Source organism: Providencia sp. PROV200, from assembly GCF_049901995.1.
GTDB classification, from domain to species: Bacteria; Pseudomonadota; Gammaproteobacteria; order Enterobacterales; family Enterobacteriaceae; genus Providencia; species Providencia rettgeri_E.
In genome coordinates, this window is sequence record NZ_CP096307.1 from 3,061,769 (window position 1) to 3,088,141 (window position 26,373).

At 40.4% G+C, this 26,373-nt stretch carries 21 protein-coding genes and 1 pseudogene; 15 read left to right on the forward strand and 7 right to left on the reverse strand.

The features are described from left to right. Nucleotides 1–30: 30 nt before the first annotated feature. Complete coding sequence (locus M1E86_RS14130; protein WP_004262272.1) at nt 31–510, reverse strand: DUF4822 domain-containing protein; 480 nt, start codon at nt 508–510, stop codon at nt 31–33. Nucleotides 511–689: 179 nt separating this feature from the next. Next, nucleotides 690–1,550: a LysR family transcriptional regulator gene (locus M1E86_RS14135; protein ID WP_426099138.1), complete on the reverse strand. Its 861-nt coding sequence runs from the start codon at nt 1,548–1,550 to the stop codon at nt 690–692. Nucleotides 1,551–1,660: 110 nt separating this feature from the next. Here M1E86_RS14135 and M1E86_RS14140 point away from each other — a divergent pair, with 110 nt between their 5' ends. From M1E86_RS14140 to dbpA, 6 genes and pseudogenes are all read left to right on the forward strand, one after another. After that, complete coding sequence (locus M1E86_RS14140; protein WP_213914157.1) at nt 1,661–2,131, forward strand: multidrug/biocide efflux PACE transporter; 471 nt, start codon at nt 1,661–1,663, stop codon at nt 2,129–2,131. Between the two features lie 391 nt (nt 2,132–2,522). Further along, complete coding sequence (locus M1E86_RS14145; RefSeq protein ID WP_213914156.1) at nt 2,523–2,993, forward strand: hypothetical protein; 471 nt, start codon at nt 2,523–2,525, stop codon at nt 2,991–2,993. Nucleotides 2,994–3,278: 285 nt separating this feature from the next. Then, complete coding sequence (locus M1E86_RS14150) at nt 3,279–4,028, forward strand: energy transducer TonB (RefSeq protein ID WP_125891497.1); 750 nt, start codon at nt 3,279–3,281, stop codon at nt 4,026–4,028. A gap of 423 nt (nt 4,029–4,451) precedes the next feature. Then, nucleotides 4,452–4,592 (forward strand): annotated as a pseudogene (locus M1E86_RS14155) (DmsC/YnfH family molybdoenzyme membrane anchor subunit); the annotation flags it as partial. A 121-nt stretch (nt 4,593–4,713) separates the two neighbouring features. Continuing rightward, nucleotides 4,714–5,331: a Tat proofreading chaperone DmsD gene (gene dmsD, locus M1E86_RS14160; protein ID WP_213914155.1), complete on the forward strand. Its 618-nt coding sequence runs from the start codon at nt 4,714–4,716 to the stop codon at nt 5,329–5,331. 324 nt (nt 5,332–5,655) lie between these two features. Further along, nucleotides 5,656–7,029 (forward strand): ATP-dependent RNA helicase DbpA, encoded by a 1,374-nt coding sequence (gene dbpA / locus M1E86_RS14165; RefSeq protein ID WP_213914154.1) that lies wholly within the window; start codon nt 5,656–5,658, stop codon nt 7,027–7,029. A 56-nt stretch (nt 7,030–7,085) separates the two neighbouring features. On the opposite strand, the gene M1E86_RS14170 is transcribed toward dbpA, so the two are convergent. Next, nucleotides 7,086–7,529 (reverse strand): PACE efflux transporter, encoded by a 444-nt coding sequence (locus M1E86_RS14170; protein ID WP_125891508.1) that lies wholly within the window; start codon nt 7,527–7,529, stop codon nt 7,086–7,088. A 100-nt stretch (nt 7,530–7,629) separates the two neighbouring features. On the opposite strand from M1E86_RS14170, the gene M1E86_RS14175 reads away from it, so the two are divergent. After that, complete coding sequence (locus tag M1E86_RS14175; RefSeq protein WP_213914153.1) at nt 7,630–8,529, forward strand: LysR family transcriptional regulator; 900 nt, start codon at nt 7,630–7,632, stop codon at nt 8,527–8,529. A 762-nt stretch (nt 8,530–9,291) separates the two neighbouring features. Continuing rightward, a complete protein-coding gene (cfa, locus tag M1E86_RS14180) occupies nt 9,292–10,455 on the forward strand; it encodes a cyclopropane fatty acyl phospholipid synthase (protein ID WP_213914152.1) in 1,164 nt (387 codons plus the stop codon). 51 nt (nt 10,456–10,506) lie between these two features. Here the strand turns inward: cfa and torS are convergent, their stop codons facing one another. Continuing rightward, the gene (gene torS, locus M1E86_RS14185) at nt 10,507–13,260 is read right to left on the reverse strand and encodes a TMAO reductase system sensor histidine kinase/response regulator TorS (RefSeq protein WP_213914151.1); all 2,754 of its coding nucleotides are present in this window, start codon (nt 13,258–13,260) and stop codon (nt 10,507–10,509) included. A 93-nt stretch (nt 13,261–13,353) separates the two neighbouring features. On the opposite strand from torS, the gene torT reads away from it, so the two are divergent. Next, nucleotides 13,354–14,376 carry a TMAO reductase system periplasmic protein TorT gene (gene torT, locus M1E86_RS14190; protein WP_426099473.1) on the forward strand — a complete coding sequence of 341 codons (1,023 nt, stop codon included), beginning with the start codon at nt 13,354–13,356 and terminating at the stop codon, nt 14,374–14,376. On the opposite strand, the gene torR is transcribed toward torT, so the two are convergent. Beyond that, nucleotides 14,349–15,050, reverse strand: a complete 702-nt coding sequence (torR, locus tag M1E86_RS14195) for a two-component system response regulator TorR (protein ID WP_213914149.1) — start codon at nt 15,048–15,050, stop codon at nt 14,349–14,351. The genes torT and torR overlap by 28 nt on opposite strands. A 136-nt stretch (nt 15,051–15,186) precedes the next feature. Between torR and torC the strand changes: the two genes are divergently transcribed. Genes torC through torD form a run of 3 tightly spaced genes read left to right on the forward strand, consistent with a single transcriptional unit; the run spans nt 15,187 to nt 19,515 of the window. Then, nucleotides 15,187–16,365, forward strand: a complete 1,179-nt coding sequence (torC, locus tag M1E86_RS14200; protein WP_213914148.1) for a pentaheme c-type cytochrome TorC — start codon at nt 15,187–15,189, stop codon at nt 16,363–16,365. After that, the gene (gene torA, locus M1E86_RS14205) at nt 16,355–18,901 is read left to right on the forward strand and encodes a trimethylamine-N-oxide reductase TorA (protein ID WP_213914147.1); all 2,547 of its coding nucleotides are present in this window, start codon (nt 16,355–16,357) and stop codon (nt 18,899–18,901) included. Before torC ends, torA begins: the two co-directional genes overlap by 11 nt. Next, nucleotides 18,898–19,515 (forward strand): molecular chaperone TorD, encoded by a 618-nt coding sequence (torD, locus tag M1E86_RS14210; protein WP_213914146.1) that lies wholly within the window; start codon nt 18,898–18,900, stop codon nt 19,513–19,515. Before torA ends, torD begins: the two co-directional genes overlap by 4 nt. Before the next feature lie 96 nt (nt 19,516–19,611). Here torD and M1E86_RS14215 read toward each other — a convergent pair whose 3' ends face one another. Next, complete coding sequence (locus M1E86_RS14215; RefSeq protein ID WP_248466837.1) at nt 19,612–19,782, reverse strand: hypothetical protein; 171 nt, start codon at nt 19,780–19,782, stop codon at nt 19,612–19,614. A 141-nt stretch (nt 19,783–19,923) separates the two neighbouring features. Continuing rightward, a complete protein-coding gene (locus M1E86_RS14220) occupies nt 19,924–20,547 on the reverse strand; it encodes an SDR family oxidoreductase (protein WP_213914145.1) in 624 nt (207 codons plus the stop codon). A gap of 481 nt (nt 20,548–21,028) precedes the next feature. Between M1E86_RS14220 and M1E86_RS14225 the strand changes: the two genes are divergently transcribed. From M1E86_RS14225 to M1E86_RS14235, 3 genes are all read left to right on the forward strand, one after another. Further along, nucleotides 21,029–21,775: a Slam-dependent surface lipoprotein gene (locus M1E86_RS14225; protein ID WP_125891520.1), complete on the forward strand. Its 747-nt coding sequence runs from the start codon at nt 21,029–21,031 to the stop codon at nt 21,773–21,775. 78 nt (nt 21,776–21,853) lie between these two features. Further along, entirely contained in the window at nt 21,854–23,308 is a 1,455-nt protein-coding gene (locus M1E86_RS14230) for a surface lipoprotein assembly modifier (protein WP_213914144.1), read from the forward strand. A gap of 25 nt (nt 23,309–23,333) precedes the next feature. Beyond that, nucleotides 23,334–26,297, forward strand: a complete 2,964-nt coding sequence (locus tag M1E86_RS14235; protein ID WP_213914143.1) for a TonB-dependent receptor domain-containing protein — start codon at nt 23,334–23,336, stop codon at nt 26,295–26,297. The last annotated feature ends 76 nt before the right edge of the window (nt 26,298–26,373 follow it).

Below are 26,373 nucleotides of genomic sequence, written 5' to 3' on the forward strand. Positions count from 1 at the left end.
ATATTTAGACTGCGCCATTAGTATAAACTATTATTTTTTAACTTTATGAACAATATCAAAGTACTTATCTTTATTATCTTGCTCTGGATAAATACGGTACGTATATTCTTCAGGAGTTACCGTGACATTTTCGACAACACGAGTAAATAAAACTTTACCCTCGTCATCTTTCGCTGTTAATGAGCGAGTTTTGCCATTTTCATCAAATGACCAGTCACCTTTCATTTTAGGTTTTCCATCAAACGTGGTCATATTAAATGTACCGTCTGGATAATACTCAGCTAAACCAAAAAAGTTAGCGACTTGCTTATCATCCGCATTAACTTCTTTTTTATCTTGATCTAAAGCTTCTGTTGTTGTCCAAACTTTGCCTACCATAATTTCTTCGTAAGCATTTAATTTATGTTCCGCGTTTTGCGATTGGCTTGCTGCCGGTGTTGTCGCTGCCTGAACAGCAAATGACATAGTAGATACAACAGCAAAGAGTGTAGGTACTAATAATTTTTTCATTTTTATCCTCTAATAAATTAACTCAAACAACAGTCTGATTAAGTTTAGATTAGCGATATAAAACCAATTTTTAAAATTATATTACGTTTATTTACAAGATAACATCTTATTACATTTAGCATAGATTATTTTACACTATAAAATATACTGAAAACTCACCGATTTTAGTATTAATAATCTTAATCTTGGCTATTAAGCAATTTATTAATCAACCAATAACCCGCTTTTCCCGGTGGATTATTCTTAGACCAAACTAAATCCACATCGATTTTACGTGGCCATAAATCATAATTAATGCTCACCAAACGATTATGGCCAAATTGCTTAACTAACCATGTTGGTAATATAGCCCAACCGGCACCTTGTTCTGCCATTTCTAATAATAATAAATAATTAGGTGCATACCAGTTTTTTTCACTATTAATAATAATTTGGCTACTACTGCTTAGCTGCAGTTGACGAGTTGTTGTTAAATGTTGATAGTCAACTTTTCTTTCTTTAGCTAATGGATGGTTATTTAATACATATAAACCTAATTCACCTTGAATAGGTAAACGAGAAAAAGAAATATCCGCAGGATATTCTGTTCGGGATTCCATCATACCAACGTGAGCTTGCTGGTTTTGGATCATTTCGATAACGGCATTATTTTCTGCGATTAAAAATTCGAATTCAAGATGTGGAAATTGCCTATCTAATGTCGTTAAAATATGCTCAGCATGCGGAGGCTGATAAATATCTGAAAAAGCACAACTTAATCTAGGTTCAATATCCGGTAGTAATTCAACTCTAAGCGCTTGAAGACGCTCGTCTGCCGATAAAATATCCTCAACTAAACTTAAGACTTTTCTACCCGCAAAAGTTAATGTTGATTCACGCCCCTGCCTATCAAACAGTGCAAACCCTAAATCATCTTCAAAACCACTGATCGTCGCACTGACGGTTGATTGGCTTTTATTTAATTTACGGGCTACAGCAGAAAATGATTTTAAGGATGCTGCCTCCACAAAGGTACGCAATGTTTCTATAGAATAATTCATAAGGTATCGCTTTTTTCGATGGCTGCCATTTTGTATATATATAAAAAATAGCAAATAATTGCACCCGATTTTTATCCAAAAAAATAATTTTCTATATCTTTGAGGTAGTTATGAGCAAGCATACAAAAACATTAACTGAGCGAATTTTTCATGCAGTTTCATTTGAAGTCATTGCTATCGCAATAACTGCACCGGTCAGTGCGTGGCTTTTAGGACGCTCAATTTTCCAAATGGGAACAGTGGCGATTGTCTTATCGACACTGGCAATGCTATTAAATGTGGTTTATAACATGATCTTTGACCGTTATTGGCCTTTATCCAAAGGGTCTCGCCCGGCCAAAGTACGTATTTTTCATGCCGTTGGCTTTGAATTAAGCTTTGTTATCATGGGTGTACCCATGTTGGCGTTTTTACTCAAAATGTCATTCTTAGATGCATTCTTACTTGAAATCGGTTTTTTTGCCTTTTTCTTATTTTATACCTATGCATTTAACCTCGGATATGACAAGTTACGTGACCGTTGGTTTGCGAATAAAGAGAACACAATACACGTACCAGAAACAGTGGTTAAACGCTCTTAATTTAAAATATTAATTAAGTATTCTAACGCCGTGTAGCTTATTATTTACACGGCGTTATTTATATTTCAAAACACCGATAAAAACGCCAAAATAATTCTCTTTTCTTTTGTGAATACAAAATGACGAATGCATTTTATGCACTCATCATTTGCATAGATATCAATTTTATCATTGAACACGATCACCTATATTTACGGCATCGCTATGATTATTTCTACGATAACTTTATAAAAATACAGCTTAGATAAGTTTATCTATTCAATAACATACCTAAGATAGAGTGTAAAAATAGGCGTTAAAAATGCTTTACCTTCATTTTTGAGAACTGTTTTATATAAAGTTATCCATTATTTTGTCCCAAATATAGGAAATGTTATTTAAAGGTATTCCGATGAACAAATTATTTATTTCCTCTGCATTTTTATTGGTATTTAGTCTAAGTGCTCAAGCAGACGTAACTGCCCATAAAAATGCCATTATTTCTCTCAATTTTATTGAAAATAATACCGCTTATGCAAACCAAGCGGCTATTGCTTACCATGCAAAAGCAGCTAATTTATCGCCTAATGGTATTCAAGGTGTGACGAAATCTTTTGCACAAATGAATTTGCATGAAAAAGCAGTTACTGCATTAAGTTTCAATGAAAATAATATGTCCGCAGTGAATCAAGCAGCTATTAATTCACATATAAAAGCGGGTAATTTATCAAAAGATAAAATTAATGGTATCAGCAAAAGCTTTTTAGCGATGGATGACCATGAAAAAGCCGCTGTCGCCTTGAGCTTTACCGAAAACAACCAATCCGCCTCAATCAAATACGCAGTACAACAACACTTAAGTAGGAGCCAGACAAAGTCGTAAAAAAGAGAATGACATTTCGCTGATTTATCACACAGTTAGCCTCATTAAGGCTTGGTTACTCACCAAGCCTTTTGATTTTGAATAATATTCTTTTAAAAATCAAAGCATTAATATGTAATGAAATACATCCATCAAAGTTGATAATAACTATCATTTGCAATTGATAATTATTAACATATAATTCGAGTCATTATTTTATCTTATAAGTTACAGTTCGAACATAACTACTTAATACCTGTATGGTTTGCCCTCTTTAGGTTCAATGAGAAAAAATATTGAGGTTTTATGATGAGTCGAAAATTAATGACTTTTATTCTATCAATAACATTACATGTTCTTGTTATTGGGTATTTAACCTATGTTACGGCTCAGTCATTGTCCTTAAAAAACCAGGCACAACAGGATGCGCCTATTATCTCGATCGCATTAACTCAAGCTGTCAACGTTGCAGAACCTGAAGAGATCCCCCAACCTACAGACCCCCTTCCTGAGATAAAAATAGATCCCAGCCCAATAGCGGAACACGCTGCTATTGTTGTCCCTAAAAAGCAAAAAAAGGTAATCAAAACTCCAAAAGAGCCTGTAAAACCTAGAGAACTGACAAAAAAAAGAACTGAAAACATGCATAAACAAGCTGATTCAGAGGTTAAAAACGATTTGCCGATCGCACAACAACAAAGAGCAGGTGACCTCGTTTCGTCTCAATCAGCAGGAATAAAAGGCCCTAAAAACCAATATGCAACCAGTGATACTAATAGCCAATTAATTAATGCTTACCGTGAAAAACTACGCCAAGAAGTTGAGAGAAATAAACAATACCCTCGCCGCGCAAAAAAAATGAAAAACCGTGGTATTGCAACAATTCAATTCCAACTAAGCCAAACCGGAGAAATTAGCTTAATTCGCTTAGCAAGTAGTTCAGGAAGTGATTTATTGGACCAAGCTGCTTTACTTGCGGTACAAAAAAGTCGTTCTGTCGGTAAACCACCAGCAGGTTTTGCTCAATCGATAACACTCAATATTGAATTTAATTAACCACCTTTGAAAATAAAAACTATTCTCACTAAAAAGTGACACCTTAATAGGATATTAGATGACCAACTTATAGATAATTATTCTACATTTACTTTTCAATTCTTTTAATAATATTGAAGTTCATTATTTTTTTAGAATAATAAATGATCCGAGAGAAATTTATTATTATTTTTCGACAATACTGCCAAAGATATTTCCCCTATTTCCCGAAAACTCCTTACCAAGAGAAATATTTTCTATATTAAACCCAATATTAACATTTCCAAATTTTTAGCCTCTAATAAAAAAACAGGAAAAATCTTTTTATTCATGATGTTAGAGTGATATCGATTATCATTAATATTTATTTATTATGAAAAAGTTACCAGTTTTGCAAATATAACTTCGTTGATATGGCGCAAAAAAACTAAATATGTCAGAGTGATTTACCTGCATGTTAAAATGAAGAACCCTTCAATTATTGGGCTATTAGTCGCCGTATTATTGGTAGTTTTTGGTGAATTGATTGGTAGAGGCATATTCTACGGGCTGCATATGACTGTTGGGATGGCTGTTGTTGGCTAATTACTAATCCATTGTTTTTGCGATGATAATAGAGATAATTATCTTCTTATCATCGACAACAATCTCATGTTTAGCTACGATCACACCAACGCATCATCATCAACATAGCAAGTGGACAAATATGGAACAAAAATTATTGGCAGATTTTTCGCTTTGCGCGCAAACTTTGGGAGCATTATTTTATTATGATCCTTCTGATGTACGCGTAAATACGTTAATTGATTTATTTACAACCAGCGAATGGTTAGCTGAGTGGCCATTTACTCAGGATTATGATTGCCAATCTATTGATAAACTCTTTCAAGATAGTCTTTCTGAAACAGAAACATTACAAGAAGCCTACCAGCGCTTATTTATTGGTCCTTATGCATTACCTGCACCACCTTGGGGTTCCGTTTATCTTGATAAAGAAAATGTTATTTTTGGTATTTCGACACTTGAATTAAGAGCATGGCTTCGTAATAACCAAATTAATATTGAATTAAATCAAAAAGAACCAGAAGATCATGTAGGGCTATTATTTCTTCTCACTGCTTGGGTGATTGAAAATAAACCAGAATTATTACGTGAATTTCTAGAAGTACATTTTTTACCTTGGATATATCGCTATTTAGAAAAAATGCAATTGCAAAGTGGGAATGCATTTTATGTAGCCAGCGCGCTACTCGCGACTGAAACTTTAAAACATATCCAACAAGCTGTTCAATTAAATCCGGTCAATAAAGAAATTTGTCTTTAATTTTATCTTACTCAAATAAGTATTTTGTGAAGTAAACGCCCTCTAAACAATCTGACTATTTAGAGGGCTTAAAATATTATGGGTGTTTTTAGGTGTATGCTAGGTATCACTCAGATGTAAAAACTCATGGCTAATCGCCTCATTACGGTACCTGCGGTAAAGCAAAATATAAGATAAATTTATTCTCCTCCTCTCATTTCAGACATTTAACCCATATCGATGATTATAGGGTTTCACGTTAATCTTGAATTAAAAACAGACAGAGTAAGGTAGGAATAGTATTATTAGCGCCATTAGGCCTTTTATTCAATTTGAGATTTTATTGTGACTTCATTTGCTGACCTTAATGTACTTTCCCTAGAACAACTCACTAACTTGCAAGAGTTAGGCTACCTCAGTATGACGCCGATCCAAGCTGCTGCGCTTCCTATCATCCTTGCAGGAAAAGATGTTCGCGCACAAGCGAAAACCGGCAGCGGTAAAACCGCCGCTTTTGGCCTTGGGTTATTACAACATATTGATGCTAAATTATTTAAAACTCAGTCTCTCGTTCTATGCCCAACTCGCGAGCTCGCTGAACAAGTCGCCAATGAATTACGCCGTTTAGCCCGCGCTATCCCTAACATTAAAATTTTAACTCTTTGCGGTGGTGTGCCATTTAGTGTGCAACGCGATTCACTTGCCCATGCCGCTCATATTATTGTCGCCACTCCGGGGCGCTTACTTGACCATCTAAATCGTGAAACCGTACAACTTGATGCCTTACAAACTTTGGTTTTAGACGAAGCTGATAGAATGTTAGACATGGGTTTTATGCCTGATATTGAAACAGTGATTGATTACGCCCCAATTAATCGCCAAACATTATTGTTTTCCGCGACTTGGCCAGATGAAATTGCACGAATCAGCCAACAAATCCAACATGAACCACAAACAATTGAAATTAATAGTGTTGATGAGCTTCCAGAGGTTGAACAGCAGTTCTATGAAGTCGCCCGCCACGATAAAATTGAGCTATTGCAGAAACTCTTAAGCCGTGAGCAACCCGCTTCTTGTGTGATTTTTTGTAATACAAAAAAGGATTGCCAAGCTGTTTATGACGCACTAACTGCCAGCAAGCAAAGTGTCTTAGTACTCCATGGCGACTTAGAACAACGCGACCGCGACCAAACTCTCGTGCGTTTCGCTAATGGGAGTAGCCGCGTATTAGTAGCAACAGATGTCGCCTCTCGCGGGTTGGATATTAAAGCCCTGGAAATGGTGATTAACTATGAATTGTCATGGGATCCTGAAGTTCATGTTCACCGTATTGGCCGAACTGCACGAGCTGGTGAAAGTGGCTTAGCAATTAGTTTATGTGCGCCAGAAGAAGCTCAACGCGCGAATGCCCTTGAAGAAATGTTAAACATGAAACTCAATTGGCAGCCTGAACCGACAGGGTTGCGCATTACCCCATTAGACGCCTCAATGATGACACTGTGCCTTGATGGCGGTAAAAAAGCAAAAATGCGCCCCGGTGATATTTTAGGTGCACTCACTGGAGAGGTTGGCCTTGATGGTGCGGATATTGGTAAAATTGTGATCCACCCTACCCATGCTTATGTTGCGGTTAAGCGTGAAGTAGCACAACAAGCGTGGAAACATTTACAGCAAGGTAAAATCAAAGGCAAGTCAGTGAAAGCAAGACTGCTAAAATAACCCGTATTTCCTGTGTTTCCTTCCTGTATTAAACGGAAGGAAACACATGTGTCATTTTATAATGCCGCTTTATTTTCTTGCGGCAATGCCGATTTCGGTAAGCCAAATATTTTGTCGAAAGCCCAATTAAAGAAGAAAGTATAAATTGGGATAAAAATGATTAAGGCAAAATCGAGTATCAATGCTTGTAAAAGGCTAATTGATAACCACCATGCAATTAAAGGAATTAAAAAAACCACCAACGTTAATTGAAATAATATGGCATGTACAAACCGACGCCTAAAGGTTCTAATACGTGATTTTTGTTTTGATTCCCAATATTCAAATGCGGTATTGAAAATAAAGTTCCAGCTCACTGCAATAGTCGTTATGACTAAAGCTAATGGACCTGTTGTTTCTGCTGAATTACCGGAAAGAAAGGCCAATGCCAACGCTGAAATTAACCACCCAATAACCTCATAAGCCGTGACAAAAACAATTTTACGTTTAATCCCCTGCATTTTCCCACCTCCAAAATATCATTATCAACAAGGTGGTAAAATAAATATAATTCAATGATAATAAAAGTCAGCTTCTATCAGTTTTATTGAAAGGTCAACAATGCCATTTAATAGTGATAACTTAACCGTTTTTCTTACTGTATTAGATAAAGGCTCATTTTCCGCAGCGGCTAGGGCCTTAAAACGTGTGCCATCAGCGGTTAGTATGGCAGTAGCGAATTTAGAGGCTGAACTTGGATTCGAACTATTTGATAGACATACGCGGGAACCAAAACCTACAGAAAAAGCACTTTCATTAGCGCCCTATGCACGGCATATTATTGCCAATTTATCTCAACTTAATACTTTTTCTCTGGAATTATCTCAAGGTGTTGAAAGCACACTGACCATTGGTATTGCGGCTGGTATTAATGCCAATTTACTCTTTGATGCTCTACATATTTTAAGCCAACGTTACCCTTTACTGCATATTGAACTGATTACCGCCCCTCAAGATGATCTTTTACCGTTATTACATGAACAACAAATTCATCTCGCCATTGTATTTGGCGGTTTATATGTTAATTCTCAAGAGCAATTTCACTACATTGGTGAAGAATCAATTATTGCGACAATTTCCGCTAAACACCCTTCACTGCAAAATAAAGCCTCACTGTATATTGAAGACCTCGTTGAAAGCCGGCAAATAATTATTGCGAGTCGTCAACGTGAGTTGAGTGATATACGCATTCTAGTTTCCAGTAATTATTGGAAAACGGATAGCTTCTCTTTAGCATTAGGTTTAGTCGAGAGTGGCATGGGATGGGGAAATTTTCCTTTGTCACTGATTAAAGATAAATTGAATGATGGCTCACTAAAGCCCCTTGAGTTTAAAAATACCCCAAATGGCTTTAAGCTGCCTATCCATGCGGTATGTTTGAAAGGGCACGTGCTTAAACGTGGTGCTCAAGAATGTATTGAATTACTGAAAAAAGTGACACTACCCTCACCCCATTCTTAAATCACCGCCATACTACTGATTCGGAGATAACCGTGCTTAATCAAACTATCAAACATATCCATAATATCCGCTTACCTGAGTGTGATGGCCTGTGACGTATTGATATCGATAATCAAAAAATTCAAGCTATTCATCCACAACCTGAAGGCGAAATATTGCCAAACAGCTTAGACGATGAAGCCGGTTTAGTAACCGCTCCCTTCGTTGAGCCACTATTCACTCGGGTACCACTCAAACCGCTGGGCAACCCAAATTCATTTAGAGCAAACGGAAACAATCCATTATGGATATACTCTAAAAATCTAACCATTAATTTTTTATTCCAAAACGGTTTTCTATAACCATCGGTGAGCCAATTCTCCTACGCCACATCATTTACGCCAATAGAATCAGTCAAAAAACAATCTTAATCAGATAAACAGCAATAAATCAGGTATTTTTCACACAAATTCCATTTCTATATACTAGAATTATTGCTGATAAAAAAGCTTTGGTGAACAAATAAACGTCTTATAGGCACACTCTTTTTGGTCATAAGTGCCATTTCTAAGTATTAAGTGCAATTTCCATTGAAATTCAATGTGAAAGTTTTATATTTTTTATAGAGTTATCTGAAACTGGATTTGAGCTTTATTTATAGCAACAATAACGCTAATACACTGACTGTCATGCAGTGGTGGTCAATATTCCTGTTTTGCTGTACCGCGAATACGTCACAAATAAAGCTCTCTGAATCCCACTTTGAAAAAAAATGGAGATCAGATGAGTACTGAGCACATAGTTAACCCAAAAAACACTGTCGACCCTTGGCAACGCATAGCTGCTGAGCTATTAAGTGAAGCTGACATTAAAATTAATGGCTCTCGTCCTTTCGATATTCAAGTTCACAATCCCCAATTCTTTAAACGCGTGCTACAACAAGGCTCAATAGGATTAGGTGAAAGCTATATGGATGGTTGGTGGGATTGCGAGCGCTTAGATATATTTTTCCAATATGTATTACGCCATAAGCTCGATAAAAAAATACCGCATAATTTCAGTGATACATTGAAAATTGCTGTCGCACGTGTTCGCAACCTACAAACTTTAAAACGCGCTCGTATTGTTGGAGAAGAACATTATGACCTCGGAAATGACTTATTTTCCCTAATGCTCGACCCTTATATGCAATATTCTTGTGGCTACTGGAAAGGTTTAGAAACGGTTCCTGAAAACCTTCATCTCGCACAAGAACAAAAATTAAATTTAATCTGCGAAAAACTGCAATTAAAACCAGGGATGCGATTACTTGATGTCGGATGTGGTTGGGGAGGGCTTGCCGCCTATGCGGCAAAAAACTTTGGTGTTTCTGTCACGGGTGTCACTATCTCCGCGGAGCAACAAAAATATGCTCAAGCGCGTTGTGTAGGCTTAGATGTCGATATTAAATTAGAAGATTATCGGAATCTCAACGACCAATTTGACCGTATTGTCTCTGTCGGCATGTTTGAACATGTCGGCCCGAAAAACTATGCGGCTTACTTTGATGTTATCCAACGCAATTTGAAAACTCATGGTTTATTTTTACTTCACACCATTGGTTCTAACCAAAGCAAAGTGAATGTCGACCCATGGATCAATAAGTATATTTTCCCAAACGGCTGCCTACCTTCTATACAAAACATTGGTGAAACCAGTGAAGGTAAACTGGTGATGGAAGACTGGCATAATTTTGGTGCTGATTATGACCATACACTGATGGCATGGTACTCCCGTTTTCAAGCTGCTTGGCCTGAACTCGAATTTAACTATACACCTCGCTTCAAACGCATGTTTTCCTATTATCTAAATGCTTGTGCAGGTGCATTTAGAGCTAGAGACATTCAGTTATGGCAAATACTTTGGAGCCCACACGGTGTTGACGGTGGCCTACGGGTTGCTCGCTAAGCTTTTGTCTTGAACATATATCTTCATTAACCTTACGGGCTAGTTAAAGAATCAATGTGTTTCATTCAACCATTGCTCAATAGCCTGTAAGCTTTGCTGTATATCATTTTTCAGTTGAATATCAGCCATTGGCTGCTGCTCTAATAAGGCGCAGGTTTGCATTGCCGTTTGCATTCCTAAACTGGCACAACTGCTTTTTAACTGGTGAGCAAGACGCTTGACTTGTTCTGTGTTATTTTCTGCTCGTGCAATGTCAATTTGGTCGACCAAAGGCAAGGAATGCTGTTTAAAAATACTCACCCATTCGCGAATTTTCGGAAGTCCCATTAGCTCGGCATCACTAATAAGCTGTTGTAAATCTATAAATTTCTCCTGAATGCTAGGATCAGGCAATGTATATTCGCCGCCTGAAATATATTTAACGATTAATTGGTTTAACATATCTCTTGGTACCGGTTTTTGAATAATACCGCGAAAAACTTGGCTGGTACGTTGGCGAAGTGTTTCATCAATGACGTGGGCACTAAAACCAATCAAAATCAATGTAGGGTAAGTTCTCGCTATTTGTTTAGCCAAGGTGATACCGTCAATATCTGGTAAACCAAAATCCACCAATGCCGCGGTAAATTGTTGCCCAGTTTGTAGGGCTGCTAGCGCCTCAGCTGCAGAGCCAACAATAGTGACCTGTGCCCCGCTGCGGGTTAACATTTCCCCACTAATTTTCTGAGTCAATGGGTTGTCTTCTATGAGTAATAAATGCACGCCCAACATGTCTAATGGCAGATCAATCGATTTACTTACGGGATGCGAGGCGATACATAACGGCAGTGTTAAACGAAAACAGCTCCCGCTTCCTAATTGGCTGCTCACCGTTAATTCACCGCCCATCGCTTGCGCTAAACTGGCACTAATTGTCAGCCCAAGCCCTGTTCCGCCCCGCTGGCTATCCACTTGTACAAATGGCTTAAAAATATCCGTAAATCGTGAGCTATCAATGCCGCACCCTGTGTCTTCCACTTCAATAAACCAATATTTGCCATAACGGCAACTGCGTAACGTAATTTGCCCCTGCTGAGTAAAGCGCAATGCATTACTCAGTAAATTCGTGATAATTTGTCGGATCCGTAGCGGGTCCCCTTGTAAAGCAATCGGTAAATCATCCGCAATATCTGCAACTAACTGAATAGCAGGGTTTTTATTACTTGCATTCATTAAATACAGAGTGCTTTCTAATAGCGGCTTGGGTTCAAAAGGCTCATCATTGATAGAAACATTCTGTCCTCCTGCTTCAATGGAAGAGTAATCCAAAATGTCATTCAAAATCGCTAACAAGGATTCCCCAGAGTCAGTAATTGCATATAAATCATCGTGATACTCACTCAGTGTTTTATTTTCTAACAATAACTGTGCGGTACCCAAAATCCCATAAAGTGGAGTACGGATTTCATGGCTCATTGCCGCCAAAAATGCCGATTTGGCCTGATTGGCTTGTTCTGCTTCAGAACGAGCTTTACGGTGCTCAACAACCATCACGCGCAGTTCTGCCGTCCTCGCTTTGACTTCGTCTGCTAGCTGTTCACGCTGATGATTTAAGGCATGAACACTTTCCCGAAATGCATCCATTAAACGGCCAATCGTATCAAGCTCTTTCACCCCTGCGGTTTCAGGAAATGCAGAGTCAATATCACCCTCTAATAAGCGTTGAAGGGCTTGGGTTTGCTGTGCCAACGGTTTTGTCACTAAACGATAAACCACTCTCCAAAGGATCAAAACCAATGAGAGTAGAGAGACAATACTCAACGCTAACAACCAATTCTGCCCCCGCTCACTGGCTTGCTTAAGTTGCCCCAATGCGGTTTTATTACGAAGTTCAATAGTGTCAACTAATTGCGCTACTTCACTACTGAAACGGGCAAATTGGTCAATATTATTTTGCGATAAAATCTGTAAGCGCGTTGTGATGTCGTTATCTTGCCGATACAACGCAATTAACTCGGTATAGCGCTTAACGTTATTCAATACGTTCTCGACTTGGCCCCGTACTGTGGGATCTTCAATATACTTTTGCCGACGTTGTAAGATTTTAACGGCAGAACTCAACTGTTTTTCTAATTCAGCCATATTACGATGGGGCTGGTTTGAACCTAAATTAAGTACCATTTGCTGTACACGCATAGCACTTAATCGAAGCTCATTCATTTGGCTGGCATATTCAAGGTCAATATCAATTAGTTGATCAAGGGCTTGTTGGGCTTGTTCCCCTTGCTTTCTTTCAATAAGGTCATAAATACTGACCTGAGTTGCTCCCGCTGAAGTGGCGGCATTGTTTGCCTGACCATGTGCCATTTGGGCGATATCACCTGCCGCTGCAATTATATGCTGCCTTAATTGTTGTTGCTCTGCGCGCAGCTTTAACCGCTGCCCGACTAACTCTCCCTGTTGCCTTAATGATTGAGCAATTTCTTTTTCTTGCTGTTCAATATCTTGTGTATTGAAACCTTGTTCTCGTAGTGTTTTCAGTATATTCGTGATTTTCAGGCTTTGTGCTGTTAACATCCGCCCTTGGGCTAACCAAATACTTTCACTATCCGCATTCGTGAGATTTTGCGCAGAAAATAATTCCCAAGCACTTGCTTCGCTCAGTTGCCTTGCCATATTCATGGTTGGGATCAGAGCCTCGGTATTGGCCTGTTCAACTTGGCTAACAAAACGTAAGTTGTACCACCCCACAAGGGTGCTGATAAAGGTCAATGCGGCCATCAGCGCAAAGCCCATCCACAATCGTCTAGTTAGTGATAAATTCACGGTTTGGTTAGCCTAAAAATTAAAATGGTTGAGTTAACAGCAAGAAAGCATTTAGGATAACGGTTTCTGGTTTGTGAGGCTATCATGCGTGTATTGATTTTACTTCTGTTCATATTTCACTCGTTGTTGAGCCTAGCAATGGCACAGAATAATTCACTTATTCAGTGGCGCGATAACCTACATTTTAATCACCAAGCACATGATCCCGTAACCGCCACAAAAACCTGGAAGTTGTGCGCGCTTTACCCTAGTTTAAAAGATTCTTATTGGCTATCAATTAATTATGGTATGCAAAAAGCGGCAAAACACTATGGCGTTGACCTAAACGTACTAGAAGCCGGTGGTTATAACCAACTAGCAACCCAACAAAAGCAAATTACGCAATGCCAACAATGGGGAGCCGATGCTATTTTACTGGGGAGTAGCACCACAACCTTCCCAAACCTTAGCCAATTAGTGGGAAATACGCCTGTCATTGAAGTCATCAATGCCACCCACGATAACACAATAAAAACTCGTGTTGGTGTACCTTGGTTCCAGATGGGCTATCAGCCGGGGCGCTATTTAGTGCAGTGGAGTCAGGGTAAGCCATTGAAAGTTTTACTCATGCCCGGGCCATTGAATGCCGGTGGCAGCCATGAAATGGAACAAGGATTCCGAGAAGCTATTGCAGGTAGCCAAGTACAAATTGTGGGCGTCGCACAAGGGGATAACGACCTTGAGGTTCAACGCAATTTGTTGCATGGAATGTTAGAGCGTAACCCTGATATTAATGTCGTCGTTGGCACAGCGATTGCCGCCGAAGCCGCAATGGGTGAAGGTCGTAACTTAACGAAGCCACTAAATATTGTTTCTTTTTACCTTTCTCATCAGGTCTACCGCGGCTTAAAAAGAGGCCGAATAATTATGGCCGCCAGCGACCAAATGGTTTGGCAAGGTGAGTTAGTGATTGAACAAGCCATCAAAGTACTACAAAAGCAGCCGGTGCCAAACAATATCAGCCCGCCGATTTTGGTGCTTACTCAACAAAATGCTGATAGTGAACACTTACGCAATTCATTATCTCCTGGAGGCTTTAGGCCCGTATATCAATATACATCCGCAGCTAAAAAATAACCTTCACCATGCTGAGTTACTAATAAATCCGCATTGATTTTATGGCGTAAACGGCGAATAAGTACATCCACGGTGCGTAAATCTGGGTGGTCAACGCGTCGGGCAGATAACATACGTAAAAGGCGCTCTCGGGTTAAGATCTCTTGCGGGTTCGTCACAAAAGCCACTAGCATTTCATATTCCGCCCGTGTGAGTTTGATAGCCTGATTTTCAAATTGGAGTGTATGCATTGAGACATTTAGGCAATAGCCAGCAAACTGATAACAGTTATCTTGAGAAGTAGCTTGGGTTTGCGATGGCTTAGCAAGGTCAATACGCCAAAGTAAATTTTTAACGCGAACGACTAACTCCCTCAATTCCAAGGGTTTAGTCACATAATCATCAGCCCCCATTTCTAGTCCCACAATACGGTCTATTTGATCACAGCGGCCAGTGACTAAAATAATCCCTACAGTGAAACGCTCACGTATTGCTCTTGTTAACATTAATCCGTTTTCATCCGGTAAATTAATATCTAACAGAATCAAATCAACGGCTTGCTGATCCATAATTTCGCGTAGACCCGCACCGTTCCCCGTCACAGAAACACGATATCCTTCTTGCTCAAAGTAAGCCTGTAAGCGAGCCTGAGTAACGGGTTCGTCTTCAACAACCACAATATGATGTGATGTCATTGATACACTCTCTTCTGTTCATATCTGTTCATATTTACGCATATCTTGCCGTAAGCTGTTCATCCTGGCTAGTACCGCTATTCATATTAACTCAATAAGATCGCCTGTATTAAACCATATAATTACAGGGGCTATTATGCGGAAACTCTGGAGAGCGTTACGAAAACCAAGTGCTCGTTGGTCAATGCTAACGTTAATCGTTGTCGGGATTGCAGTGGGTGTTGCGTTAATCGTTGTCCCCCATGTTGGGATGAAAGTGACTAGCACCACTGAGTTTTGTGTCAGTTGCCATAGCATGGAACCCGTTTACGAAGAATATAAACAATCGGTACATTTCCAAAATGCATCTGGCGTACGCGCAGAATGCCATGACTGCCACATTCCCTCCGACCTTCCAGGCATGATTAAACGGAAACTCGAAGCAAGCAATGATATTTATCAAACATTTATTGCGCATTCGATAGATACCCCAGAAAAATTTGAAGTCAAACGTGCCGAACTTGCGGAACGCGAGTGGGCTCGCATGAAAGAGAACAATTCGGCCACTTGCCGCTCTTGTCATGATTATGACTCGATGGATCACGCCAAGCAAAATCCAGAAGCGGCTCGCCAGATGCAAATCGCTGCGAAAGAGAATCAATCCTGCATTGACTGCCACAAAGGAATTGCCCACCAATTACCGGATATGAGTAGTGGCTTTCGCAAACAATTTGATGAGTTAAGAGCGAAAGCAAATAGTGATGCTGACATTCTGTATTCACTTGATATTAAACCTATTTATGCAAATAAAGGGGATAAAGACCCTGCTGGCTCGTTACTTCCTGCCTCAGAGGTGAAAGTCCTAAAACGTGATGGCGATTGGCTACAAGTTGAAATCACTGGGTGGACAGAAACTGATGGCCGCCAACGCGTTCTATCTGAATTTCCCGGTAAGCGAATTTTCGTAGCTTCGATACGCGGTGATGTTCAAGAAAATGTGAAAAATTTAGAAAGCACCGTTGTCGCTGCAACAGATACGTCATGGAGCAAACTGCAAGCAACCGCATGGATGCAACAAGGCGATATGGTCAATGATATCAAGCCAATATGGGCTTATGCAGATTCTTTATATAACGGTTCATGTAATCAATGCCATGGTGCGCCAGATATCGCCCACTTTGATGCTAACGGTTGGATAGGCACATTGAACGGTATGATTGGCTTTACCAGTTTAGATAAGCGAGAAGAGCGTACCTTACTGAAATACTTACAAATGAATGCATCTGATACCGCAGGATCTTCACACGGTGATAACGGAGTACAGAATGAAAAATAATCCAACTTTTCAAGCTTCTCGTCGACGCTTTTTGTTCCAGCTTGGCGGACTCACTGTGGCAGGTATGTTAGGCCCTTCCCTATTAACACCGCGTAAGGCTGGCGCTGCGACAGTTGGCGAACAAACTGCGGTAGTACAAGAAGGCATTCTGACTGGGTCACACTGGGGTGCAATTCGCGCCACTGTAGTTGATGGCCGTTTTATCGAAGCAAAACCTTTTGAACAAGATAAATTCCCATCAAAAATGATTGCAGGATTGCCTGACCATGTACATGGCACCGCGCGTATCCGTTATCCAATGGTTCGTGTTGATTGGCTACGTAAACGCCATTTAAGTGATACTTCTCAACGGGGTGATAACCGTTTCGTACGTGTTTCTTGGGATGAAGCCCTTGATTTGTTCTATCAAGAACTAGAACGCATTCAAACAACTTATGGGCCAAGTGGGCTGCTCACTGCAAATGGTTGGCAATCAACCGGAATGCTCCACAATGCTTCAGGAATGTTAGCCCGCGCCATTGCCCTGCATGGCAATAGTGTTAGTACTGGCGGAGACTACTCAACGGGGGCTGCACAAGTCATTTTACCTCGAGTCGTTGGGTCGATGGAGGTTTATGAACAACAAACCTCTTGGCCGCTAGTCCTCAAAAATAGTAAAACCATCGTATTATGGGGCTCTGACCTGATTAAAAACCAACAAGCTAACTGGTGGTGTCCTGATCATGACGTTTATGAATATTATGAACAACTCAAAGAGAAAGCGGCTAATGGCGAGATAAACGTCATCAGTATTGACCCTATAATCACCTCAACGCATGATTACCTTGGACGTGCAAATGTTCAACATATCGCTATTAACCCCCAAGCGGATGTCCCACTGCAATTAGCCATCGCCCACACGCTTTACAGTGAAGGCTTGCATGATAAAACCTTCTTAAAAGAATACTGTGTCGGTTTCGACCAATTTGTTCCCTACTTAATGGGAAAAACGGATGGACAACCCAAAGATGCACAATGGGCAGCTGAAATTTGCGGCATTGATGCCGACACAATCCGAGCTTTAGCCCGCCAAATGGCAGCAGATAGAACCCAAATTATTGCAGGTTGGTGCGTTCAACGTATGCAACATGGTGAACAATGGTCATGGATGATTGTCGTTTTAGCTGCCATGTTAGGCCAAATTGGCTTACCAGGTGGGGGATTTGGCTTCGGCTGGCATTATAATGGCGCGGGTACACCAAGCCGTCAGGGGATTATTTTAAGTGGTTTTTCCGGCTCAACCAAAGTGCCACCTATTCATGATAGCAATGATTACAAAGGCTACAGCAGCACAATTCCTATTGCTCGTTTTATTGATGCGATTTTAGAGCCCGGAAAAACAATCAACTGGAATGGTAAAGCGGTTAAATTGCCACCACTAAAAATGTGTGTATTTGCCGGAACCAACCCATTCCACCGCCACCAACAAATTAACCGTATTATTGAAGGTTGGCGCAAGCTCGAAACAGTTGTTTCTATTGATAATCAATGGACATCCACCTGCCGCTTTGCTGATATCGTGTTACCCGCAACCACACAATTTGAACGTAATGACCTTGACCAATACGGTAACCACTCAAATCGTGGCATTATTGCGATGAAACAACTTGTTGAACCGCAGTTTGAGTCACGTAATGACTTCGACATTTTACGCGATCTATGTCGTCGTTTTGGCCGTGAAGAGGCCTTTACTGAAGGTTTAGACGAAATGGGCTGGCTAAAACGCATTTGGCAAGAAGGCAGCCAGCAAGGAAAAGGCCGTGGTATTCATTTACCCTCCTTCGATACGTTCTGGGAAAAAGAAGGCTATGTGGAATTTGAACATCCACAAATGTTTGTTCGTCATCAAGCGTTTAGGGAAGATCCCGACTTAGAACCTTTAGGAACACCGAGTGGTTTAATTGAGATTTATTCAAAAACCATTGCCGACATGCAATATGATGATTGCCAAGGTCACCCAATGTGGTTCGAAAAAGCGGAACGCTCCCACGGTGGCCCTGGTTCAAAAAAATGGCCATTACATTTGCAATCTGCTCACCCCGATTTTCGCTTGCACTCACAATTGTGTGAATCGCCTGTGTTACGCCAATATTATTCCGTTAGCGGCAAAGAGCCTATCTTTATTAGCCCTAAAGATGCAAAAGCCAGAGGTATACAAAATGGTGATATCGTTCGTGTTTTCAACGACCGAGGGCAAGTCCTAGCAGGCGCTGTTGTCTCTGATTTATACACAGAAGGCGTTGCTCGTATTCATGAAGGAGCTTGGTATGACCCGACTAAGGGTGGAGAAATCAATGCTCTGTGTAAATACGGCAATCCAAACGTATTGACACTGGATATAGGAACCTCTCAACTCGCTCAAGCCACTAGCGCACATACGACGATCGTGGAGATAGAAAAATACACAGGGCAAGTGGATAACGTTAGTGCATTCGATGGGCCTATTGAAATGGTGGCTCAATGTGAATATGTTCCTGCATCACAGGTGAATAAATGACAAAACAAATCACTTTGTCGTCAGAACAAATAGCCTGTGTTTATGCATGGTTAGCACAATTATTCTCACGTGAATTAGATAGTGCAACGATAGCGCAACTTCAATCTAGCGAAATGATGGATTGGTTTACGACTATCGAACAAGAACCAACTTTAGCTTCGTCTATTCAAGAGGTTAAAACTAAAATCCAATCGCTGGTAATGCGAACGGATGCAACGCTCGAGTTGGCAGCCGACTTTTGCAGCTTATTCTTAATGTCAGATAAGCAATCTGCTTTGCCTTACGCCTCTGTTTATCCAAATAGTGAGCATGGCAATGAACAGATTAAGTACCTATTAGTTGAGTCAGGAATGGAAACCAGTGAGGCATTTAACGAACCTTCTGACCATATTTCAATTTTTTTGGAGCTATTAAGTCACTTACATTTTTCATTAAATGAAGCCCATTTGGACCAAGAAAAAGTGAGGCAATTGCGCCTAAAAACCTTGTCACTTTTACTGCAATGGCTACCAGTATTTAGCCAAAATTGTCAACGATATGATGAGTTTGGTTTTTATGCTGCTTTGAGTCAGTTGTCGTTAGCGCTAGTTCAATGGGATAAGCAAACCGAATAGATGCCGTTTAAATAATTTTTATATTATTCAACTATTATTAAATAAAGGGATATTGATAAATAATATCCCTTTTAACTTTCAGCCATAACACCTGAGTTACTGTAAAGAAATAAGTTTTTCACGGCTCAGCCCAGTGCTTTTCATAATTATCTCAATACTAACTCCTTGCTCCAAAAGATTCCGTACCATTGTTATATTTGCCTCTTCTTGGCCTTTTTGAAATCCTTCTTGTCGCCCTTTATCTTGCAATCGTTGCGCAATATTCATGATTGTCTCCTTATGCTTTTCTGTCTGTTCCCCTAAAACTTGAATAACTTGTTCAAAATTATGCGAGTCTAAAGCAATAAACAGATAATTGAGGATAGTTATGATGTCATTATCACTATGCTAAAAAAATCTTTGGTTTTATTAAGCGGGTGTCAGGCCGGGTTGTACCACGCTATAAATTTGTTTTTTCAATTCTTCTTGCTTAGCCAATTGGTAAACATGTGAAGCAACATCAGCACGCATCACTAAACCATGGACTTCAACCTCTTGTTGAAGAACTGCTTTTCCCGTTGGCTCACCATGTAATAACCCACCAGGGCGAACAATCACATAATCTAACGAACTAGTTTGTAGCCATGACTCTGCAAGGGATTTTTCTCTCACAGCCTGACCAAATGCAGCTCGAGACCGAGCAGACAAATAAGGCCATGAATCTCCACAACCTAGTGACGTGACTAGCACCATACGAGATATACCTGCTTGCTCGGCACAATCAATCACCGTGCGGTGAGCTAAATAATCTTGCGTACCTCCCATGGTTGAAATAACCGTAGCAGTTGTTCCTGCGGTATGACAAGCTGCCTTAACCACCTCACTATCACAAGCATCGCCAATTAACACTTGTCCCCCTAAAGCCTCTAAACCTAATGCGGATTGCCTATTACGTACAACTGCGATGACTGGGCGTTTCTCTGCTATTGCTAACTGAGCAATCTGATGACCAACTCCTTTTCCACCCGCGCCAAAAATTAACCATGGTGCCATTTTTTTCTCCCTTTTTTTTGAGTGATACATCAATCTATTTGTAATGTAAAAATCTAAAATTACCACAATATAAATGATAATGCGCATTATTTGCATTTATTATTTAAATCTATTCAAGCCGCTAATAGCTATCATCAACGATGGAAAAGCAAACAACACTAACGTTAATGTTTTTTATGTAATTCATTTAATCAAACTCATTAAAATGTGACTAGTTTAACTTTTTCGTAAAAAAACACTTATCATAAAAATTGATAAACTAACAAATTAATTACAAAAATAAATCGTAATATCAACAAGTAACAAAAAACAAAACACCACTATCTTATTGATACCCATAATACTTTTAATGTTAATGCGAAGAATTATCATTTGCATTTATATTATTATTTGATTTAATACCTACCGCCATATATATGCGAAATAATAATTTCCTAATCAATAGTATCGTTAATATCTTTAATAAAAATGGAGTATTTCGATGAAAAAGTTAACTATTATCGCCCTAGCATTCGCCACCAGTGGGGTCACTTTTGCCGCTTCTGCTGAAGTCGGTTTTGACCAAAGCCAATCTTTCAATCCAAATGAACCTTCCATACGCGTTGGTAAAACAGAAGGCACTGGTGGTGGCCATGCCGGCGCTATCGGTGATCCCGGTATTGGAGTGCAAACTGTATATGGTGGAAAAATCATTTCATTCTCAGGACTAACAAAAATGGCGCCAAAAAAACAGGGAAATGAAGCGCATGTGATTTCCATGCCTAATGGCCCTGGTTCACATAACAAAATGGGCGTATTTAACTTTGCCAAAGTCGCGGATGCTGAGGTGTACTTCGGTGAATGGTCATCGACAGGGCAAGTTAATGACGCCACACACACGGCTTACTACTCAGGTAAAGACATCACCACCAATATGCCAACAGCGGGCACTGCGGAATACTCTGTTAAAGGAATAAGCCAATATAACGGAGGTGCAATGGCCGCAGGTACCCTGACAGCTAACTTTGGTACTAAATCTTTAGCAGGGAATATTGGTGCAACGAATATTGATGCCACCATTAAAAATAATGCGACCTTCGCAGGAGATGCGACACTTAATGGCGCATTAGGTGAAACCCGCGGGCACTTTTTTGGCGACCAAGCTAAACATATTGCTGGGGTAACTGAATTTAGCGACCACAGTAAAGATATGGCCTTTGGGGGAAGCCGTGGGAATATTTCCCAGTAACCCGTAGATCAATCTCGGTGGCCGCAACAAAGCATCACGCGTTGCTGGTCACCGCCCTTTATTACCGAAGCTAACCCTATGCAATATCTTTTATTAGCCCTTGCTATCATGGTTCCAATGGTCGTGCCCTCTGCATTTTCAACCAGTTTGGATACAGACCGTGAACAGTTGTTATGGCAAAAAGACAAACAAAATTATCGTGAAAAAAGTGCTGTCGTTCCTAATAAAGATCAATGGCTACTTCCTGATGGTCTATCCATTAATTTGAATGGGGAAAACTATTCCCTTGAAAATAATGCGCAAGACCTAGGCCAAGCTATTTACCTAGCAATCAACCATCGACAATTTCAAGATGTACAACGCTTATTACCTCGCTACCAACAGCTAGCTGATGCAGATCCATTACTCATTTTATTTGCAAAGGCTGAGCTCGCTAAAGCGCAAGGCCATTACCCTGAAGCAATTACTTATTATCACCAAATACTGGCTCTTTCCCCAAAGTTTCTTCGCATTAAATTAGAACTCGCTCGAGCCTATTTTGAAGATAATCAAAATAAAGAGTCATTGGCTTTATTTCAGAATTTAATTCACGATGAAACACTTGCATTACCCGCCAGTGTAAAGCAGACCATCCAACAATTTATTCGCGCTATTGAAAACCGCACAGCTTGGAGCGGTAGTCTCTCTTTCGGTTATAAAAACAACAGCAATATTAACCAAGTCCCTGATAAAAATAAAATTTGGGAAGTACCAGGTGGCACATTAAAAATGGACAACCCCATCGCGTCGTCAGGGCTCACCTATGACGCGAGCCTGAGTAAAATAATTCCTATCTCTGGCCATCATTCATTGCAAATCAAGGGGACATCCTATGGCGACCGCTATCCTCACCATGCCGAGTTTAGTGAGAATACCACCTCTTTAGCTACTTTATACCGTTTTAATGATGCGAATACCACTGTCGCCGCTGGCCCATTAATTGAATTAAAAACAGTCAATGAAAAGCGTCGTTATTTAGGGATGGGTGGCAAAATTGAAGCTGATTATCAATTCAGCCCAAACATGATCCTCAGTATGTCCGCGGATCACCAACAGCTTCATTACCAAAAACCGTATGACAGTGCCGATGGCAATCGAAGTAGCCTACACCTAACGGGTATCTACGGTATTACCACCGATACTTCCATCTTTTTGGGAGCAGATGCAACCCGTCTCACGACCGAAGTTCGTAGCGATGATTATGACCAGTTGGGTGTCCGAGGCGGCTTCTATACCGTGCTTACACCTGATGTGCATTTATTAGCGCTAGCCACCTATCGAGAAAGCCAATTTCAAGCCTTCAATTACCTCCTGAATGTGAAACGCCATGATCGTGAAGCTATGTATTTTGCGCGGCTCAATTTTCCCACTTATTCATTATTCACATTTACGCCTTATACCAGTTATCGCTTTCGTAACAATCGCAGTTCCGCAGATGGAATTTACACCTATCACCAGCACGAAATTTCTATTGGGTTAGAAACCCGTTTTTAAGCGTTATGGCACAGAGAAAAACACTATGCATAAATACAAATTAACACCTATTACGACAGCAATTATTACCGCCCTCTTTATTCCATCGATTGCTTTAGGGGAAAAAGAAGAACACATTGGCACCATTACTGTTCAAGATTCAGCAAAAACCATCAAAGAGCGTGATCAACAAGGCTACGATGACCAATATGATGCAAAAGGCTCTAAAATTTACTTAGGGAAAGACCTTGTTGAACGTTATAAAGGCACCAGTACCGCTGATGTTCTTAACAGCGCAATTGGTGTATATAGCGGAGATGCGCGAAATAGTGGTGCATTAGACCCCAATATTCGAGGCATTCAAGGGCAAGAACGCGTCCCTGTGACGGTCGATGGTACCGAGCAATCACTCACAGTTTACCGGGGTTACAATGGGGCAAATAACCGCAACTATATAGACCCAAACCTTATAAGCAGTATCGAAGTTGAAAAAAGTGGTTCCCTTGCAGGCGATATAAAAACCTCTGTTGGTGGTGGAATAGCCATCAGAACCCTAGGGATAGATGATGTTGTCGCCCCCGATGAAAAATTTGGTGTTAGCTTGAAATTAGAGACTAGCAGTAATTCTACACGGGAACGTATCCCACGTTTTGGTTATGGCGAGGATTATCGTGATCACCCAGAGATTTATAAAAATAATAACTCTGTATTCTCCGATCCTGTCGTCAACATCACACCAAAATCCCGAGGAAGTGCGCAATTTTTCAATTTTAAAGATAATGGCGGAAGGATCGCAGTTGGAACTCGACAAGAAAAATTCGATTTAATGGCCGCCTATGCTTATCGCCGGCAAGGCAACTATTTTGCAGGGAAAAATGGCGCTCACCGTTATAAGGAATCCGTTCAACTAAATGAACAACAAACAGTGCAGCAACAACTTGGCCCAGACCCTTACTTACCTTTTGCCGCGAATGTATTTCGTCCCGGAAAGGAAGTCACTAACACTTCCAATGAGCTGGAATCCTATTTAGTAAAAACCAATTTCTATCTCACTGAGAGCCAAACATTGCATCTGGGGTTTCGCCGGAGTGAAAGTACCTATGGCGAAATTATGCCCTCTCGTTTAGGATTTGCGGAGCTCGAAGGTAAACAAGTGCTGCCACAATGGCCGTTGGCTCACTTTACCGTCAATGCCTATAATGCCGAATACAAATGGAAACCCGAAGATAACCAATGGATTGACCTAAATGCAAATATCTGGATGACACACTCTGTAGGAGATACCAATACCTCCGGCGGCTACCCTCGAGAGCCTAAAGAGCGTGACTGGGCCTTTGAGTATGGCTATGGCGATGGCAAAGATCCTAACATTGATGGCACTTTAATTAATACCGCAGCAACTAATTCTGAAAATGATCGCATTGGATTTAATTTACGCAATACCATGGCGCTCACCCCCGATCTTGATTTAACCATTCGCGGTTCAATGCTCAAAGAAAAATTAGACTCAAATGACGTTCCACCATCGCAAACTGCTAGCCCGTTTATTGCCCTTCCACGTAAAGGTCGTCGGCAAGAAACCAGTATTGCCTTTAACTTTAACTATCGCCCAACGAGTTGGTTGGAATTGGATGCGGGTGCAAAATATATTGATGGTTGGACGGAGGATGACTACTTAAAGGAGCAAATGCGCAATCGAACCAAAGGTTTTCAAAACCCTGATGAACGACTTGCTAAACAGATCAATTACAACCGAATTTTAACCCAAGATGAATATAATAAGGCTATTGAAAATGGCTACCAACCCTTCAATGGTGGCTATAGGAACAAACAAATCTTACTCAAAACGATAGGGCTTGATGACACGAATTATACTGTTTTCATCACCAAGAGAAAGAGCTCTCAACATCCAGAAGAAAATGGCGTTTTAGATGTCAATTTCCGCACGGAATGGAAATCAGATAAAGACGGACGCTATACGACAAAAACGAACCCTTTCCATAACGGCACTTTTGACTCCCAAGCACGCGCAGTCGACCCAGTAACGGGTAAAGAAGTTTATGTCTATGGCGCAAGTTATTCGCACCCTTCAGATGATATCGAGCGAAAACTCACAGAAGAAGAAAAATGGAAATTCTCAGGCAAACAAAAAAGCCATGGCTGGGCGCCTGCTTTTGGTGCCAATATTTGGTTGTCTGATAACGACCGCGTTTATGCGCGTTACATCGAAACGGTACGCTTGCCAAGTATTTTCGAAAATAGCATTGGGTTTGCCGGGGAAAGTGAAGCTCGAAAAGAGAAAATGTTATTCAAACCCGAACGTGCAAAAACCTTTGAATTTGGTTATTCACGTAATTTACAAGGGTTACTCGGTGCTGAGCGCCACGCTGATGTGAAAATAGGCTATTACCATACGGTCATCGAAAATGCATTTGACCGCGATGGGCGTCTTAATTTTGTTCAAGTAAAAGAACATAAAACCGCAGGGATTGAAGCCTTGGCTCGCTACGATAATGGTGGTGTATTTATGGATATTGGTGTTGATTACCGCCTCAAAAATGAGGTTTGTGATGACTCCGCACCCGCTAATTTGGACCCAACTAACCGTTATAATATATCTCAATGCACTACCGCAGGTTTCCCCGGTGGCTTTTTACGCACACAATTACAGCCTAAATATGCGATTAACTCCAATCTCGGCATGCGTTTTATGGATGAAACTCTCGAGGTGGGAACACGCTTACGTTATACCAGCAGTGTGCAAAATAAAGATGAACGGAAACTAATGCAGCAATTTCCAGGAAGTTATTCAATGGCGAATAATAGCCCAATGCACTGGACCCCGACCTTTACAGCGGATGCCTATGCCAGTTACCAAATTGATAAAAATATCAATGTCGAATTCTTAGTAACCAACTTAACTGACCGTTATTATATTGACCCACTGACACGCAGTATGATGCCAGCGCCGGGCCGCACCTTACGCTTAGGATTAAATGCACAATTTTAGGTAAATACGGTTAATTTATCGCCCTATAAATATCCGCTGCTAACTTTAAGTAGGAGCGGATATTCATCACTTCAGT

Coding starts and splice junctions, on each gene's coding strand:
- M1E86_RS14170 (WP_125891508.1), bottom strand. CDS start 7,529: ATGCAGGGGATTAAACGTAAAATTGTTTTTGTCACGGCTTATGAGGTT.
- torR (WP_213914149.1), bottom strand. CDS start 15,050: ATGACATCACATCATATTGTGGTTGTTGAAGACGAACCCGTTACTCAG.
- M1E86_RS14150 (WP_125891497.1), top strand. CDS start 3,279: ATGATGAGTCGAAAATTAATGACTTTTATTCTATCAATAACATTACAT.
- M1E86_RS14230 (WP_213914144.1), top strand. CDS start 21,854: ATGCAATATCTTTTATTAGCCCTTGCTATCATGGTTCCAATGGTCGTG.
- M1E86_RS14235 (WP_213914143.1), top strand. CDS start 23,334: ATGCATAAATACAAATTAACACCTATTACGACAGCAATTATTACCGCC.
- M1E86_RS14215 (WP_248466837.1), bottom strand. CDS start 19,782: ATGAATATTGCGCAACGATTGCAAGATAAAGGGCGACAAGAAGGATTT.
- M1E86_RS14225 (WP_125891520.1), top strand. CDS start 21,029: ATGAAAAAGTTAACTATTATCGCCCTAGCATTCGCCACCAGTGGGGTC.
- torC (WP_213914148.1), top strand. CDS start 15,187: ATGCGGAAACTCTGGAGAGCGTTACGAAAACCAAGTGCTCGTTGGTCA.
- M1E86_RS14130 (WP_004262272.1), bottom strand. CDS start 510: ATGAAAAAATTATTAGTACCTACACTCTTTGCTGTTGTATCTACTATG.
- M1E86_RS14175 (WP_213914153.1), top strand. CDS start 7,630: ATGCCATTTAATAGTGATAACTTAACCGTTTTTCTTACTGTATTAGAT.
- cfa (WP_213914152.1), top strand. CDS start 9,292: ATGAGTACTGAGCACATAGTTAACCCAAAAAACACTGTCGACCCTTGG.
- M1E86_RS14220 (WP_213914145.1), bottom strand. CDS start 20,547: ATGGCACCATGGTTAATTTTTGGCGCGGGTGGAAAAGGAGTTGGTCAT.
- M1E86_RS14135 (WP_426099138.1), bottom strand. CDS start 1,550: ATGAATTATTCTATAGAAACATTGCGTACCTTTGTGGAGGCAGCATCC.
- torA (WP_213914147.1), top strand. CDS start 16,355: ATGAAAAATAATCCAACTTTTCAAGCTTCTCGTCGACGCTTTTTGTTC.
- dmsD (WP_213914155.1), top strand. CDS start 4,714: ATGGAACAAAAATTATTGGCAGATTTTTCGCTTTGCGCGCAAACTTTG.
- M1E86_RS14145 (WP_213914156.1), top strand. CDS start 2,523: ATGAACAAATTATTTATTTCCTCTGCATTTTTATTGGTATTTAGTCTA.
- M1E86_RS14140 (WP_213914157.1), top strand. CDS start 1,661: ATGAGCAAGCATACAAAAACATTAACTGAGCGAATTTTTCATGCAGTT.
- torD (WP_213914146.1), top strand. CDS start 18,898: ATGACAAAACAAATCACTTTGTCGTCAGAACAAATAGCCTGTGTTTAT.